Annotated in this window: 11 protein-coding genes; 4 read left to right on the forward strand and 7 right to left on the reverse strand. The window is 70.9% G+C overall.

Features of this window, described 5'->3' with window-relative positions:
- Nucleotides 1-1,056: 1,056 nt before the first annotated feature.
- A complete protein-coding gene (locus ACLV7J_RS08450; RefSeq protein ID WP_411868661.1) occupies nucleotides 1,057-2,562 on the forward strand; it encodes a ShlB/FhaC/HecB family hemolysin secretion/activation protein in 1,506 nt (501 codons plus the stop codon).
- Between the two features lie 6 nt (nucleotides 2,563-2,568).
- Nucleotides 2,569-4,485 (forward strand): CHASE2 domain-containing protein, encoded by a 1,917-nt coding sequence (locus tag ACLV7J_RS08455; RefSeq protein WP_411868662.1) that lies wholly within the window; start codon nucleotides 2,569-2,571, stop codon nucleotides 4,483-4,485.
- Here ACLV7J_RS08455 and ACLV7J_RS08460 read toward each other — a convergent pair.
- Both ACLV7J_RS08460 and ACLV7J_RS08465 read right to left on the reverse strand, forming a co-directional pair.
- Complete coding sequence (locus ACLV7J_RS08460) at nucleotides 4,439-5,068, reverse strand: hypothetical protein (RefSeq protein WP_411868663.1); 630 nt, start codon at nucleotides 5,066-5,068, stop codon at nucleotides 4,439-4,441. The two genes, ACLV7J_RS08455 and ACLV7J_RS08460, sit on opposite strands and share 47 nt — an antisense overlap.
- 42 nt (nucleotides 5,069-5,110) lie before the next feature.
- Entirely contained in the window at nucleotides 5,111-5,452 is a 342-nt protein-coding gene (locus ACLV7J_RS08465) for a DUF3307 domain-containing protein (protein WP_411868664.1), read from the reverse strand.
- A gap of 74 nt (nucleotides 5,453-5,526) precedes the next feature.
- On the opposite strand from ACLV7J_RS08465, the gene ACLV7J_RS08470 reads away from it, so the two are divergent.
- On the forward strand, nucleotides 5,527-6,999 hold the full coding sequence (locus ACLV7J_RS08470; protein ID WP_411868665.1) for a cyclic nucleotide-binding domain-containing protein: 1,473 nt from the start codon (nucleotides 5,527-5,529) through the stop codon (nucleotides 6,997-6,999).
- A gap of 57 nt (nucleotides 7,000-7,056) precedes the next feature.
- Here the strand turns inward: ACLV7J_RS08470 and glsA are convergent, their stop codons facing one another.
- From glsA to alaS, 5 genes are all read right to left on the reverse strand, one after another.
- Nucleotides 7,057-8,922, reverse strand: coding sequence for a glutaminase A (glsA, locus tag ACLV7J_RS08475; protein ID WP_411868666.1), 1,866 nt, complete (start codon nucleotides 8,920-8,922; stop codon nucleotides 7,057-7,059).
- Between the two features lie 123 nt (nucleotides 8,923-9,045).
- Nucleotides 9,046-9,765, reverse strand: a complete 720-nt coding sequence (locus ACLV7J_RS08480; RefSeq protein ID WP_411868667.1) for an SIMPL domain-containing protein — start codon at nucleotides 9,763-9,765, stop codon at nucleotides 9,046-9,048.
- A 111-nt stretch (nucleotides 9,766-9,876) separates the two neighbouring features.
- Entirely contained in the window at nucleotides 9,877-10,284 is a 408-nt protein-coding gene (locus ACLV7J_RS08485) for a hypothetical protein (protein WP_411868668.1), read from the reverse strand.
- Between the two features lie 34 nt (nucleotides 10,285-10,318).
- The gene (locus ACLV7J_RS08490) at nucleotides 10,319-11,494 is read right to left on the reverse strand and encodes a hypothetical protein (RefSeq protein ID WP_411868669.1); all 1,176 of its coding nucleotides are present in this window, start codon (nucleotides 11,492-11,494) and stop codon (nucleotides 10,319-10,321) included.
- An 81-nt stretch (nucleotides 11,495-11,575) separates the two neighbouring features.
- A complete protein-coding gene (gene alaS, locus ACLV7J_RS08495) occupies nucleotides 11,576-14,284 on the reverse strand; it encodes an alanine--tRNA ligase (RefSeq protein WP_411868670.1) in 2,709 nt (902 codons plus the stop codon).
- An 85-nt stretch (nucleotides 14,285-14,369) separates the two neighbouring features.
- Here alaS and ACLV7J_RS08500 point away from each other — a divergent pair, with 85 nt between their 5' ends.
- A complete protein-coding gene (locus tag ACLV7J_RS08500) occupies nucleotides 14,370-14,786 on the forward strand; it encodes a hypothetical protein (protein ID WP_411868671.1) in 417 nt (138 codons plus the stop codon).
- Nucleotides 14,787-14,826: the final 40 nt, after the last annotated feature.

Here is a 14,826-nt window from a genome sequence, read left to right on the forward strand (position 1 = left end):
CCTCTACACCGCCATGACCCAGGGATTCTGTGCCCAGGCTCTGACGATCAAGAAGCATTTCTATCTCTAAAGACAAGGTCAACGCAGATCGAGGTCCAGCAGTCAACCCGCCTGACGCCGAGCCACCAGTCAGCACCCCGGCCACAAGGCCACAGGAGCCAGGTGAGACGTGCTGACCTGATGAACCATGGGAGGACTTTGCCGTTGGCTTGCCAAGGCAAACGCTGCGCTCAATCTGCAGGCCCTGATCTATACCAGCCAAAGTGCCGTCCTTGAACAGCCCAGGCGTGGGATGTCTTGCCATCAAGCGCAACGGCAATTCCAAGGTGGTCGGAGGCAATCCCAAAGGCGCCGCGTGGGAGCGCACATCACAGATGGCGCCGTGGGGAGCAAGCCTGACGACGCGGTGGGACCGGTTGCTGCCGGCATCGGGTCCGGCCAGGCTCCCGGACGGGCTGCCTGTGCAGGAACCTCCCCGGGCTCCATTCATCGTGTTGATGCCGAGCCCCCACACGGCATCGGCAGCCCCGACGTCCGCCAGCGCTTCAGGCGCAGCTGCCGCCACCAGAGCGGCGAGCAGGCCCAGGCGAGCCAGGCACAGGGCGCGTCGGCCAACACCAGCAGGAACGTTCGCCATGGAGAACGAAGCAACGCTTGAGCACCACCACTAAATTAAGCCCGTACATCCAGATTCCAAGCTCACGGAGGCGCTTCGCAAACAGGGACAACACGGCTGTTGCCAGAGCAAAGGCATCAGTCACCCCAAAGAGCAACGACCGACAATCAAGATTTCGCCACAGCCTGCCCCCACGCCATCGGCGCACAGGAGACAATCCGGCCAATCGGTCGGCGCCTGCGATGTTGACGCTCCTGGCACAACTCGTTGCTCCCCCCCTGCAGAACAGCCCCGTGCGGCTCCCGGGGCCCGGGGCCGGGGAGCGACGACCCACGACCCAGGACGAGCAGAAACCGCCGACTGTGGAGATTCAGGGGGAGCCCAGTCCCCAGCCCCCCAGCCCGCCCGGCCCCAGGCCCCCACAGCAGCAGCCCCCGGGGTTGCCCCCCTTCAGCCAGCTCCCCCCGATCCAGGGGCTCAATCGCTACAGCGAGCAGGAACGCCAGACAATCCTGGGCCCCTGCAGCGCCATCGCCGACCCAGCCGAACGCCTCAAGGCCTGCGCCGCGGCCCTCACGGCTCGGCTCGTGGCCGACGGCTACGTCAACAGCCGGGTGTACGTGCTGACCACCCCTGCCCCCGGCCGATTGGACGTGGTGGAAGGCCGCATCGTGGAGGTGCGGGTCAAGGGGCAGAACACGGCCCTCAACCGCAAGATCCAGCGCCTGCTGGACTCCCTGCGGGGACAGCCCCTGCACCTGCCGTCGGTGGAACGGGACCTGCAACGGCTCAAGCAACTCCCCAACATCAGCGTCGTCCGGGGCCATCTCTCGCGCCTGGGCAGCGATCCAGCCCAGGCGGTCTTCACCGTGAGTGTGGAGCCCGCCACTCCCCGCTGGAAGGGTGAGTTTTCCGTGCGCAATGACGGCTCCAACGGCTCCGGCGAGTTCCGCGGAGTCGGGACGCTGATCAAGAGTGACCTGGCCACCAGCGGCGACACCCTGCTGCTCTACGGCGAACTCAACGCCGATGACAGCGCGTCGCTCGGGGCGGTGATCAGCTCGATCAGCTACACCATCCCCCTGGCGGACGCCTGGAACCTCACCGGCGCCTTCGGCTACAGCCGCCGCAACCTGGTGGAACTGCCCCCGCCCAGCGACGGCATCGGCAGCAATCAGTTCCAGGGGCTGGGCCAGCTGGAATGGGTGTTCAAGGAAACCCTCAGCCAGCGCTGGAGCCTGTTTGCAGGCCTCAGCGGCAACCGCAGCACCACCTATCTCGATGGTCGGGCTCTCCCCGAGGGTGTCCCTGAAAGCGTGCGGGCCCCGCGCTCCGGCTACGTGCGCTTCGGCGTGGCGGGCAGTGGCCTCAGCGGGCCGGTGGGCTGGGGTGGGAACGCCTACCTGATCCAGGGCCTGGCGGCGGCCACGCCGGCCGGCCAGCGCGATGAACTCGCCCAGGTGGGGATTGAACCCGGCCAGGCCACGGCCATCGGCGGCCTGCTCTCGGCCGCCTGGGCCATGGCCCCCAGCTGGCAGCTCAACGCCCGCATCGGCGGCCAGGTGGCCTTCAACCCCCTCACCTCCCCGATGCAGTTCACCCTCGGCTCCGATGTGGGGCTGCGGGGGCTGCCCGGCCAGCTGATCAGCGGTGACAACGGCTGGCTGGGCACCGGCGAGCTGGTCTGGACGGCGTGGCAGAGCAAGCGCCACGCCGTCCAGCTCGTGCCCTTCATCGGGGCCGGCGGCATCAGCACCACGCTGCCGGGGGTGAGCTTCAGCGACACGGTGGGCTCGGGCGGGATCCTGGCCCGCTGGCTGGCCGGGGACCAGTGGAGCGTTGAACTGGGCTGGGTGAGCCAGTTCTCCAGCGACAACAACCTGGGTCCCTGGACGGACTGGACCCTGGGCAAGGGCCTCTACGGCAAGGTGCAGTTCCGGTTCTGACGGGTGATGGAACGAGCCGCGACCACACGCCGAGACCGACGCCACCGCCTCGCCAATCGGGTCGCGGCCCTGACCCCCTACGCCGGGGCGGCTCTGCTGCTGTTCGGGCTCCAGCAGAGCCGGATCGCCGAAGCGGTGAACCTGCTCCTCTACGACCTGGTCGTCCATCGCCAGAACGCGGCCGTTCAGCCCGGCCCAGGCATCGCCATCATCGGCATCAGCGAGGCGGACATCGCAGCCCTCGGATGGCCGATCGACGACCGCTACCTCTGCCAGGCGATCCAGCGGCTGAGCGACGACGGCGCCGTGGCCATCGGCCTGGATCTGTACCGCGACCAGGGGGTCGGCCCCCAGAAGGACTGCCTGCGCCAGCAGGCCCGCACCAACCCCAGATTGGTGTCGATCTTCAACGTGGCCGAGGCCACCGGGGCGATTCCCGGCACGCCCGCGCAACGCCAGGCCTTCAACGACCTGGTGCTCGATGTGGATGGCGTGGTGCGGCGGGACCTGGTGCATGTGAGCGGCCAGGATGCCGCCACGGTGGCCCTGCCCCTGCGGCTGGCCGAGCTCGCCCGCGGCGGTGACCAGCGGCTGCGGCAGGCCCTGGAGCGCGGCACGGCCCCCGGACCCTGGCTGGATGCCGGGGCCGGCGGCTACACCCAGCTCGACGCGGCCGGCTACCAGCAGATGCTGCCGTTCCGCACGCCTGGTGGCTTCCCCCAATGGGACCTGCACCAGCTGATCCGCAACGCGGTGCCCGCGGCGCAGCTGCGGGGCCGGATCGTGCTGATCGGCAGCACGGCTCCTTCGCTGAAGGACCTGTTCCTGGTGCCCCACAGCCGCTTCGGCAGTGGCGAGCGCCAGACCCAGATGACCGGGGTGGAGATCCACGCCAACCGCACCGCCGCTGCCCTGCGGCGGATGGCGGGGACTGCGGCACCCATGCAGGCCTGGCCGGGCTGGAGCGGCCAGCTGCTGCTGGTGCTGAGCCTGGGGCTGGGGGTGCTGCTGGGGGAGAGCTTCTCCCGACTGCGCGAGAGCATCCTGAGCGTGGCGGCCCTCGAGCTGGTGGCCCTGGGCGGAGCCGTGCTGCTGCTGATCCAGGGGCACTGGGTGAACACCAGCCTGCCCATGGCGGGCCTGGGCCTGATGGCCGGCGCCGCCTGGCTGCGGCGGGGTTCCGCCAGCCAGCAGCAGCGCCAGCAGATCGAGAAGCTGCTCGGCCAGACCACCTCACCGGCGGTGGCCAAGCAGCTCTGGGCCCAGCGGGATTCGCTGCTGCGCGACGGACGCTTCGAAGGTCAGCTGCTGCCGGTGACGGTGGTGTTCTCGGACACCTGCAACTTCACCACCGTGTCCGAGCAGCTGGCGCCGGCGGACCTGCTGGCCTGGCTGAACCGGGGCATGGCCGTGTGCGTGCCGGCCATCACCCGCCGGGGCGGCATGGTCAACAAGTTCACCGGCGATGGCTTCCTGGCCGTGTTCGGGGCGCCGCTGAGCAACGGCACTGAAACGGACGCCCGCGCAGCGATCGCCGCGGCCCTGGAGATCCAGCAGGGGATCGAGCGGCTCAACACCGAGCTGGCCGCCGAGGGGGCCCCGAAGATGGGCCTGCGGATCGGCGTGCACAGCGGCAATGTGCTGGCCGGTTCGATGGGCAGCAGCGAGCGGCTCGAGTACGCCGTGATCGGCGACTCCGTGAACTGCGCCTCCCGGCTGGAAAGCCTCGACAGGACCCGTCAGACCAACATCTGCCGCATCCTGGCGTCGTCGGAGACCCGTGCTCTGCTGGATGACACCGACCCGCCCCTCTGCTGGGAATCCTGGGGACCGCTGACGGTCAAGGGCCGGGCCCAACCGCTGGATGTCTGGGAGCTCAGGGGCAGCGCACAGGAATCCGTTCCGGCCACTCCGGCCCCGTGACCACATCCTCGAGGCCGAAACCACTGGCCAGCTCCGTGCGTGCCACCTCGGCACCGCAGAGTCCCCGCAGCTTGGCCAGGGCCGCCTGGATGGCCTGATCCTTCGGGGTGCTCTCCCGCACCAGCAGGCTCAGGGCCGGCGGCGAGACGGCCTCCACGAAGCTGAGGGGGTCGGTGCTGGCAGGCCCGCCCTCGCTGCACACATAGCTGGACTCCCAGATCTCGGGGCCGGAGACCGCCGGGAGGCGCAGCAGTGTGACGCCGAGGGGGGCGGCGGGCAGCTGGCGCCGCTGGCTGGCGCCGGCCCCGGCGGCACCGCCCCCTGGGGCCTGGGGACGCAGTTCGATCTGCAGGGGCCTCGGATCGGCCGTCGGTCCCAGCAGCAGCCCGACGCTGCTGCTGGGCCCCGCCGCGAAGACGCTGTCGGCAGGCACCAGATGGGCCAGAAGACGGGCGGCGCACTCCCCGCGGGTGCCTCCGCCGATGCGGCGGCCGGGGAAGGTGCTGCGCAGGTTGGGCTGGGCCAGGGCCGCGGACGCCTCAAGCCCCAGGGCCAGAGCCACCGCCAGGGAGGTGATGCGCAAGGGTCGACAGGCTGACGACCCCTCCAGCCTGGCCCCGCTGGCTCAGGCCTGCAACTGGATCCACACCCCCACCCAGACGACCTTGCAGAGCAGATGCAGCGCCTGATCCATCGGCAACCGGTAGAGGTGACGACACTTGCCGATATCGATCAGGGAATGCACCAGCCACTCGGCCACGCCGAGCAGGGGCAGGCCGGTGATCCAGCCCACCAGAAAGCCATGGATCCCCGCATGGGCCACCAGCCACCAACCCCAGCCGAGCGTCACCCCCTTGCCGGGGCACTTCTCGGTGGCCATGCGGTCACTCTGGAGGCCGAAATCGCCGACGCAATGCCCCATGGCCAGCATCGCCAGAAGCTCCGGGGCCGACACGGTCGCAGGCAAGGCGGCAGGAAACATGGCGGCCCGTGGAGAATGGCAACCAGGATCAGAGTCCCCGGCCACCCAGTATTCGCTCCATGCTGCCGCACATGATCACGGTCGTCTCGTTGGCCGTGCTGCTGGCGCTGCTGAAGTTGCTGGCCCGCCGCCTCCGGTTGCCGGAGCTGCCCCTAAGACTTTCCCTCCTGGCGCTGCTGGTCGCCCTGGTGGCCAGCTCCCTGCCGGCGGCCTGGCTGCCGCCGGCGATGCGGCCCTGGCTGGTGACCCTGGATGAGCTGCTGGTTGGCCTGGTGCTGATCCGGCTGCTGGCCTGGGCCCTGCTGGAGGCCCCCCCAAGCCTGGGCTGGTGGCCGGCCACGCCCCGCATCGCCCGGGACCTCAGCCTGCTGCTGCTGGGCGGGATCTACGTGCTGGCCATCCTGCAGCAGCAGGCCCGGGTGAACCTCGTGGGTCTGGTCACCACCTCAGCGGTGCTCACCGCCGTGCTCGGCCTGGCGGCCCAGGAGACGCTCAAGGATCTCTTCGCCGGCATCGCAATGCAGTTCGATCCTCCCTTTCACGAAGGGGACTGGATCGATCTGGTGGGCATGGCCAACGGCAAGGTCGTGTCGCTCAACCTGATGAACACCCGCCTGATCTGTCTCGACGGCGCTGAAGTGGTGCTGCCCAACAGCAAGGTGGCGCAGGATGTGCTGCGGCGCTTCGGCCCGCGCGATCCAGTCGGGAACCGCTTTCGCATCGGCCTCGACTATGCGCTGCCGCCGGCCATCGCCCGGGAGCTGATCCTCGGCGTCGTGCGCCAGCATCCCCGCGTGTTCCGGCACCCGCCCCCGCAGGTCTGGGTGAGCGCCTACGAAGAGAGCGCCATCAGCTACGAGATACTGGTGTTCCAGGACAACGCCCTGGAAGGGGCCCGCCTGGAGCTGCGCGGCGAACTGCTGGGTCAGATCTGGTATCGGCTGAGCCGCGAAGGGCACAGCATTCCCTACCCGGTGCGGGAGCTGCGGCTACGACGCAAGCCCGTCGAATCGTCCCATTCCCGCAACACCAGCCTGGAGGAACAACTGGAAATCCTTAGGCGCAATCAGCTGTTTCAAGGGATGTCTCTGCAGCAGCTCGAACTGCTGGCCCCCCGCACCCGCTGCCTGCACTTCGGGCCGGGAGAATCGATCGTGATCGAGGGGGAGCCCGGTAATGCTCTCTACCAACTGGTGAGCGGCGCCGTGGAGGTGCTCAAGGACGATGGCCACGGGGGAGCCCACCGGGTGGCCCAGCTCAAGCCCGACGACATCTTCGGGGAGATGAGCCTGTGCATCGACGCCCCCCGCAGCGCCACCGTGCGGGCCACCGAGGAATCCGTGCTGCTGGAGGTGGAGCGGCGGGACCTGGTGCCCCTGCTGGAGAGCGATCCAGCCCTGCTGGATCAACTGGCCCGGCTGGTGAGTGCCCGCCAGGCGCAGCTGAACCAGCTCAGCAGCAGCGCCGCCAAGCAACGGGAGAATGCCCTGCTGCAGAACATGCGCCAGCTGTTTGCCACCCTGCTGAGCTGAGCTCCGGAGCTGCGCTGATCACAAGGGCCGAGCTGAGCTCCAGATCAGGGAGACGTCTCAGATGTTCTCCATGATCGTCAGCTGGTAGTTGGCCAGGGCCAGCTTCTGGGCCAGGCCCGTGGTGAGCACCAGCAGCAGTTCGCTGGTGGCGGCGGGATTGGCGGCCTGGAGCCGGTCGAATTCGCTGCGGGTCAGCACCCAGCAGCTGCCGGGCAGATCGGCCGTCACGTTGGCCATGCGGGGCTTGCCTGAGAGGAAGGCGATCTCCCCGAAGCACATGCCGGGCCCGAAGGTGGCCAGGCGCGACTGGTGCCGCTGGCCGTCCTGGCCCATGAGTTCGATGGTGGTGGTGAAGCGGCCGTCCTTGACCAGGAACAGCTCATCGCCAGTGTCGCCTTTGCGGATCACAAAGTCGCCCTGCTGGAACGGGCGCAGCTCCATCACCGCCGCCACGCTCTGGCGGTGGGCCGGCTGCAGGGCATCGAGGAACCCCAGGGTCTCGTCGATCTCGGCGGCCAGGGAGTGATCCTCAGGGTCAAGCAGGCCCTCCAGCAGGCGGTTCTCGGCCCATTCGATCGCCCGATCCAGGTTGTCGAAAGCCGGGATCGGCTCGGCGGCGGGCTTGCCCTCGGCGGCAGGGGCGGGAGCCACCAGCTGCAGATGGTCGCCATGGGCGAGCAGGATCTCGAGGCCGGCGGCCCGCTGGGCCGCGAACTGGAGGCGCAGCAGCTGCCGGGGCGCCTCCGGCAGCTCAGTGACGTGCTCCAGGTCGAGCACCAGGATGCGGGCCGCCGCCGCGATCTCCAGCAGTTCAGCCACCAGCCGTTCCACCGCAGCGAAGTCGAGCACGCCCTGCACGTGCACGATGCGGATGCCATCGCGCAGCTCCTGCAGCTGTTTGAGTTCCTCGGCGCTGCGCCAGCGCCGGGAATGGCGCTGGGAGCCCCGGTAGGAGCGCCGGATCGTGGCCGTGGTCTGGGGGTACTGGTTGAACAGGCTCAGGCCGAGGCTGTCGGAGAGCTCGTTGCACACGGCCACGCCCCGCACGCTGTTGCCGAAGTGGTCCAGGGGCGGCGAGTAGGTGGCGATCCCCAGCCGGCCGGGCACCACGGCCAGCACCCCACCGCCCACGCCGCTCTTGGCCGGCATGCCCACGTCGTAGAGCCACTGGCCGGCGAAGTCATAGGTGCCGCAGGTGGCCATCAGCGCCAGGATCCGCACCGTGATCTCCGGGGTGAGCGGCTGGGCACCCGTGAAGGGGTTGCGGCCCTGGCAGGCCAGGGTGGCCGCCATCACCGCCAGGTCCCGGCAGGTGACCGTGATCGAGCACTGCCGGAAATAGAGATCGAGGGCGGGCTCCGGGTCGGTCTCGACGATGTCGAAGTTGCGCAGCAGGTGGCCGATGGCGCGGTTGCGGTGGCCGGTGGACTGCTCCGACACGAACACGCTCTCATCGATGCTGAGGCGGCGGCCGGCCATATCGGCAAAGAAGTCGAGCAGGATCGCCTCGGCGTTCTCGGGATCGTGGGCGCAGATCTGGGCCGTGGTGGCAATCGCCCCGGCGTTGATCATCGGGTTGCGGGGACGGCCCGTGGCCGGATCCAGGCTGATGGCGTTGAAGGCCTCGCCGGAGGGTTCCACACCCACCTTCTTGACCATGTGCTCCGGAGAGAGCAGCTTCAGCGCCAGGCCATAGACGAAGGGCTTGGAGATCGACTGGATCGTGAAGGGCTTGCGCGTATCCCCCACGTCATAAAGGCGACCATCGACGGTGGCGATGGCGATGCCGAAATCGCTGGGCAGGGCCTTGGCCAGCTCCGGGATGTAATCGGCCGGCTCCCCGTCGTCGAGGGAGGCAAAGCGGGTGTGCAGGTCTTCGATCAAGCCCTGGATCACGTTGGCGTCGATGCCGGTAGCCCCCATCCAGACCTGGCCATAGAGACCTGATCCCAGCGCCGATGGGGCGGCCGAGTTGTCGCATCCGCTACCGCTGGCCCCGAGCTGTCACGAGCCCACCGGAGTGGGGCCGGCCCCGGGGCACCCGGCTCAGCGGGCGCAGAAGCGGGCGGTGAGCCCCAGCCGGTCGGTGGGGGTGGGCAGCTCGGCCGGATCGAAGGGGGGCGGCGCCGCATCCGCCGCCCGGGCCAGCATCGGCATGGGCCGGAAGCCACCGTCGAGCTGCACCTCCAGGGGCCGCAGCTGGCTCAGGCCGATGGCCGCCGCGATCTCGCGGGCCTGGCCCAGGGCGTCCTGGTAGGCGCCGCGCAGCAGCTGGCGCTGGGCGGCCCGGTCGCCGGCCTTGTCGGCCTGGGTGGCCACGGGGGCCAGCCGCACCCCGGGCAGGGCGCCCACCTCGCGGATCAGCGCCTGGAAGCGCGCCGGCGCCAGCTGACCGCTCACCGACAGGCTGGCCTGCACGGCGGCGGGGCGCCGGCGGTCGGCGGGCCGCTGCCAGGTGCTCGGGGACGTCACCTCCAGCTCCTGCACCTGAAGGCGCTGCAGGCCGCTGCGCACGGCCGCCAGCCGCTGCTGCAGCTCCGCCAGGGCGCCATCGGCCGTGGGGGCCTCGGCCTCCAGGCTCAGGGAGATCCGCAGGCGGTCGGTGCTGCGCTTGAGCTCGGCATTGCCGCGGGCCTCCACCAGGGTGCCGTCGCAGGCCAGCTGGATCTGGGCCTGGGCGCGGACGGGCTGGGGAGCCCCCAGCAGCAGGGCCGTCGCCCCGGCTGACAGGGCGACGGCAGCAGGCCAGGCTGGGACGGCAGGCATGACAGACATCCGGCGCATGGGCCCAAGGGGAGGGGTCAGAGCCCCAGCTTGGCCATGGAGTCGCCAGGCCGGCCAGCCTGGGAACCCTCACTCACCCCAGTGCCAGAGGCCCTACAGCCCCTCGTAGCGCACGTTGAGGTTGAGCTTGCCGGGCCCCAGGGAGGTGGACTGCAGCACCAGGGCCGCCTTCTTGTCGGCGGGGGTGCCGTCCACCGTGACGCTCTCCGGTGGATCGAGCACCAGGTTGAAGCCCCAGGGCCCCACCACCGTGTTGGCGGTGCGCTCCTTGTAGCCCTGGACGGCGAGGCTGGTGCGGACCTGGGCCAGCAGGGCCTCGGGAGTGCCCCCCACCTGGCCGTTGAGGCTGGTCTGGCCGAGGGCGTTGGCGGCGTAGAGGCTGGAGAGGGAGCCCGGCAGCTTCAGCCACTTGAGCAGCGTGGGGGCCGGGGTGGCCAGGGCCGGAGCGGCGCTGGCCAGAAGCAGCAGGGCGGTGGCGGCCCAGCGGCGGAACGGGACCATGGCAGAGCAAGCGCGGATCCAGTCCGCACCCTATTCAGGTGGCCGGCCGCGGGCCACCGCCGCCCCAGGTGGTGCACATCGCCGCCGTGCGGCCGGAGGCCGTCAGCTGGACGCAGTCCAGGTGGCTGGCCCGGGGGCGGTTGAAGAGCAGGTTGGTGTGCACGGGCGAACCGAGCCAGCGCTGCAGCACCACGGCCGGATCGATGGCCCGGGCCCCCGGGCAGGCGATCAGTTCGCTCACCGGCGTCAGGCCGGCGGAGCGAGCAGGCTCCTGCTGCAGGGCCTGCCAGCGCTGGCTGTCATGGTCACAGTCGCCGCTGGCCAGGATGCGGCGCAGCACCGGGGCCAGATAGCGGCAGTTGCGGTCCGCCAGATCCGCCGGCAGCGGGGAGAAGGCCTGCCGGCCCGCCTGCCGCCGCGCCCCATTGACCGCCTCGACCAGGGCGGTGTCGGGGCGGGCCGCACAGGCCAGGCTCAGGCCAGGAGCGGCGGCGGCGACGCTGCGCTCCAGGGCGGGCTGGCCGGGCAGGGGCGTGGTGAAGCCGTCCACCAGGGGCCCCTCCACGAAGGCGCGGTAGTCGGCGGCGGAGAGCGCCTCGAGGGCCAGCACCCGGCCCTCGGCACTCAGCCGCAGCCGCTGTCCCTGGCCCACGGACGTCACAGGCCCCGTGGGCGCCGGAGGGGCTGTCCCCGAAGCCGTCGTCACCGGCAGCGGTTCCACATCCACCTGGCCCTCAAGCACCGAGACCGTGGCCGCACCGCGGCTGTCGAGCTCCACCAGCACGTGGGTGCCGCGCACGCTCAGGCGGGCGGAGCGCAGGCAGAGGCTCTGGGCCCCGGAGAGCAGGATCTGGCCCTGGTCGAGCTGGGAGCAGCGGCTGCCCAGGCGCAGCTGGGTGAGCTGATTCATCCGGCCCGCCGCGCCGCTCTGGAAGGCCAGCTGGGCCCGGCTCTCACCGCTGCGCAGCAGCTCCGGGGCGGTGGCCCGGTCATGGACGCGGGCGCGACGGCGTTCGATCCACAGATCCGGGCCATCGAGGATCTCCTCCACCGTGGCCCGGGTCGCGGCGGTGGCCGCCCCGGAGGAGCGCCCAGCCGTGGCGGCACCACTGGGCAACTGCAGGAACAGGGGCGCCAGCGGCATCAGCAGAGCCGCCACAGCCGCGGCCCCCAGGGGCCAGCGGCGCTCAAGACACGGGTGCAGGGACATGGCTGAGCCGGCCTCCAACCCGAGTGTGGCGCTGGCACCCGCGAACGGCAGGATCCGGCCGAGGGCCGTGCCCCCGAGCGCTCAGCCCGCCAGGGCCGCCTGCAGTTCGGTGCGGGCCTGCTCCAGCGCCCCATCCAGCGCCGCCCCATCGCGGCCGCCGGCCTGGGCCAGGTTGGGGCGGCCGCCGCCGCCGCCGCCACAGGCCTTGGCCACACCGCCGATGAACTTGCCGGCCTGCAGGCCCGCGCCGATCACCGCCTTGCCGAAGGCGGCCACGAGGATCACCTTGCCCAGATCGGCGGGGTCGGGCAGGCCGCCGAGCACCACGGCGGCGCCGTCGCCGAGCTGATCCGCCAGGCCCTGGGCGGCGCTCTGCAGCCCCGCCCCCTCCACGCCGTCGAGGCGGGCCACCAGCCGCTGGAAGGGCTCACCCGCGGGCGTGGCCCCCAGGGGCTCCGCCTGGGCCACCAGCGCCGCGGCCTTGGCCAGCGCCAGCTCTCCGCGGGCCGCCGCCAGGGCCTTGCCGGTGGCCTTGAGCTCGTCCTGCAGCTGGGCCACCCGCTCCACGATCTCGGCGGGCTGGGCCTTGAAGCGCTCGCCCAGCTGCTTCACCACGGCATCGCGCTCGTTGAGGTAGGCCAGCACCGCGGGGCCAGCCACCGCCTCGATGCGGCGGATGCCGGCGGCCACGCCCGATTCGGCCACGATCTTGAACAGGCCGATCTCGGCGGTGTTGGCCACGTGGGTGCCGCCGCAGAGCTCCATCGACACGCCGGGCACATCCACCACCCGCACCACGTCGGCGTACTTCTCGCCGAACATCGCCACGGCGCCGGCGGCCTTGGCCGTCTCGATCGCCATCTCCTGCACCTCGAGGGTGTGGGCGTCGGCGATCCAGCCGTTGATCAGCGCCTCGATCTGCTCCAGCTCGGCCGGCGTCACGGCGCGGGGGCAGTGGAAGTCGAAGCGGAGGCGATCGAAATCCACCAGGGAGCCGGCCTGGCCGATGCCGGGGTCCACCACCTGCTTGAGGGCCGCCTGCAGCAGGTGGGTGGCCGTGTGGTTCGCCTGGGCGCGGCGGCGGCAGGCCCGGTCCACCTGGGCCGTGACGAGATCGCCGATGGCCAGCTGGCCCCGCTCCACCCGGCCGCTGTGCACGAACACGCTGCGGTTGCGGCCCACGGCCTCGATCGCCACGATCAGCCCGGCGCCGTCGGCACCGTCGCCGGAGAGCACGCCGCGATCGCCCACCTGGCCGCCGCCCTCGCCATAGAAGGGGGTGGAATCGAGCACCAGCTGCACGCTGTCGCCCGCCACGGCCCGCTCGGCCGGCTCGCCGTTCACCACCAGGGCGAGCACGCAGCTGGGGTGCTCCAGGGCCTCGTAGCCCTTGAAGGCGGTGGCATCGAGCTCCGCCGCCATCTGTTCGATGGCGCCCTGCAGGGTGAGATCGAGGCTCACGGCCGCCGCCTTGGCCCGCTGGCGCTGGGCCTCCATCGCCGCCTCGAAGCCCGCCAGATCCACCGTGAGGCCGTGCTCCTCGGCGATCTCCTCGGTGAGCTCCAGGGGGAAGCCGTAGGTGTCGTAGAGCTCGAAGGCCTGCTCGCCGCTGATCTGCTTGGGCCCCGCGGCCAGCACCTCGGCCAGCAGCTTCTCGCCGCGCTCCAGGGTTTCCAGGAAGCGGGCCTCCTCGCGGGCCAGCTCCGCCAGGATCACCTCACGGCGCTCCAGCAGCTGGGGATAGGCGCTCGCCATCAGCGCGATCGAGGCCTCACCCATCGCCGTGAGGAAGGGCTTGTCGATGCCGAGGAGCCGGCCGTGGCGCACCACGCGGCGCAGCAGCCGGCGCAGGATGTAGCCGCGGCCCAGGTTGCTGGCGGTCACGCCGTCGCCGATCAGCTGGGTGATGGCGCGCGAATGGTCGCCGATCACCTTGAGCGAGGTCTGGCCCTTGGCATCGAGGGCCTTGTAGTCGACCCCGGCCAGCCCCGCCGCCGTCTCGATCAGCGGGTAGATGAGATCGGTTTCGTAGTTGTTGGGAACGCCCTGCAGGATCTGGGCCATGCGCTCAAGGCCCAGGCCGGTGTCGATGTTGCGGTTGGCCAGCGGCGTGAGGGTGCCCTCCGCGTCGCGGTTGTACTGCATGAACACCAGGTTGTAGAACTCGATGAAGCGGCTGTCGTCCTCCAGGTCGATGCCGTCGTCGCCGAGCTCGGGCTTGAAGTCGTAGTAGATCTCGGAGCAGGGGCCGCAGGGGCCGGTGGGGCCGGAGGCCCAGAAGTTGTCGGCCTCATCCATGCGGATGATGCGCCTGGGGTTCACGCCCACGCCGTCGCGCCAGATGGCCTCGGCCTCGTCGTCTTCCCGGAAGACGCTCACCACCAGGTTCTGCGGCGAGAGCCCGAACACCTCGGTGCTCAGCTCCCAGGCCCAGGCGATCGCCTGCTCCTTGAAGTAGTCGCCGAAGGAGAAGTTGCCGAGCATCTCGAAGAACGTGTGATGCCGCGCCGTGCGGCCCACGTTTTCGATGTCGTTGGTGCGGATGCACTTCTGGCTGCTGGTGGCCCGCGGCGCCGGCCGCTCCTGCTGCCCCAGGAACACCGGCTTGAAGGGCAGCATCCCGGCGATGGTGAGCAGCACCGTGGGGTCCTCTGGGATCAGCGAGGCGCTGGCGATCGGTTTGTGGCCGCGCTGCTCGTAGAACTCCAGGAAGGCGGCGCGGATCTCGGCACCGCTGCGGGGAGGGCCGGCCCGGCGGGCGGCGGAGGTGGCGGTGGTGACAGCAGCCATGGCCCGAAGCGGCGGAACAACCCTGAACAGGGCATGATCGCCCAGCACAGGTCCTGCCAGCGCCCCCGCCCGGCCCCACCAGCCCTTGAGCGAGACCCCCGCCGCCGCCCACCCCAGCCGCGCCCAGCTGCGCCTGCGCTCGATCGCCTGGGCCCTGGGGGCCGGCGTGGCGGCCCTGGCCCTGGGCCTGCCCCTGGGGCTGGAGGCGGGCCTGCGGGCCGGCGGCTGCGGCTTCTTCTACGGCCTGCTGGCCTTCCACCTGCAGCGGGTGGATCCCGACGACTCGCACCTGCAGGCGGGCCTGGTGGGGGCGGTGTGCGGCATCCACAGCCTGGGCCTGCCGCCGGTGGCGAGCTGGCCGGCGGAGCAGCCGCTGGCGGCGGCGCTGGTGGCGGTCGCGCCAGCTGTGATGATGGGGCTGCTTCGTGCCTGGCTGCCGCTGATCGGCGCCGCCCTCCTGTTGCACGGCACGCAACGCGCCCTGCCCGCCCTGCGGCCATGACCACGCGGCCATGACCTGCTCCGGCGGCACCCCCTACGGC

The organism is Vulcanococcus limneticus LL, from assembly GCF_943369875.1.
Taxonomy (GTDB): Bacteria; Cyanobacteriota; Cyanobacteriia; order PCC-6307; family Cyanobiaceae; genus Vulcanococcus; species Vulcanococcus limneticus_A.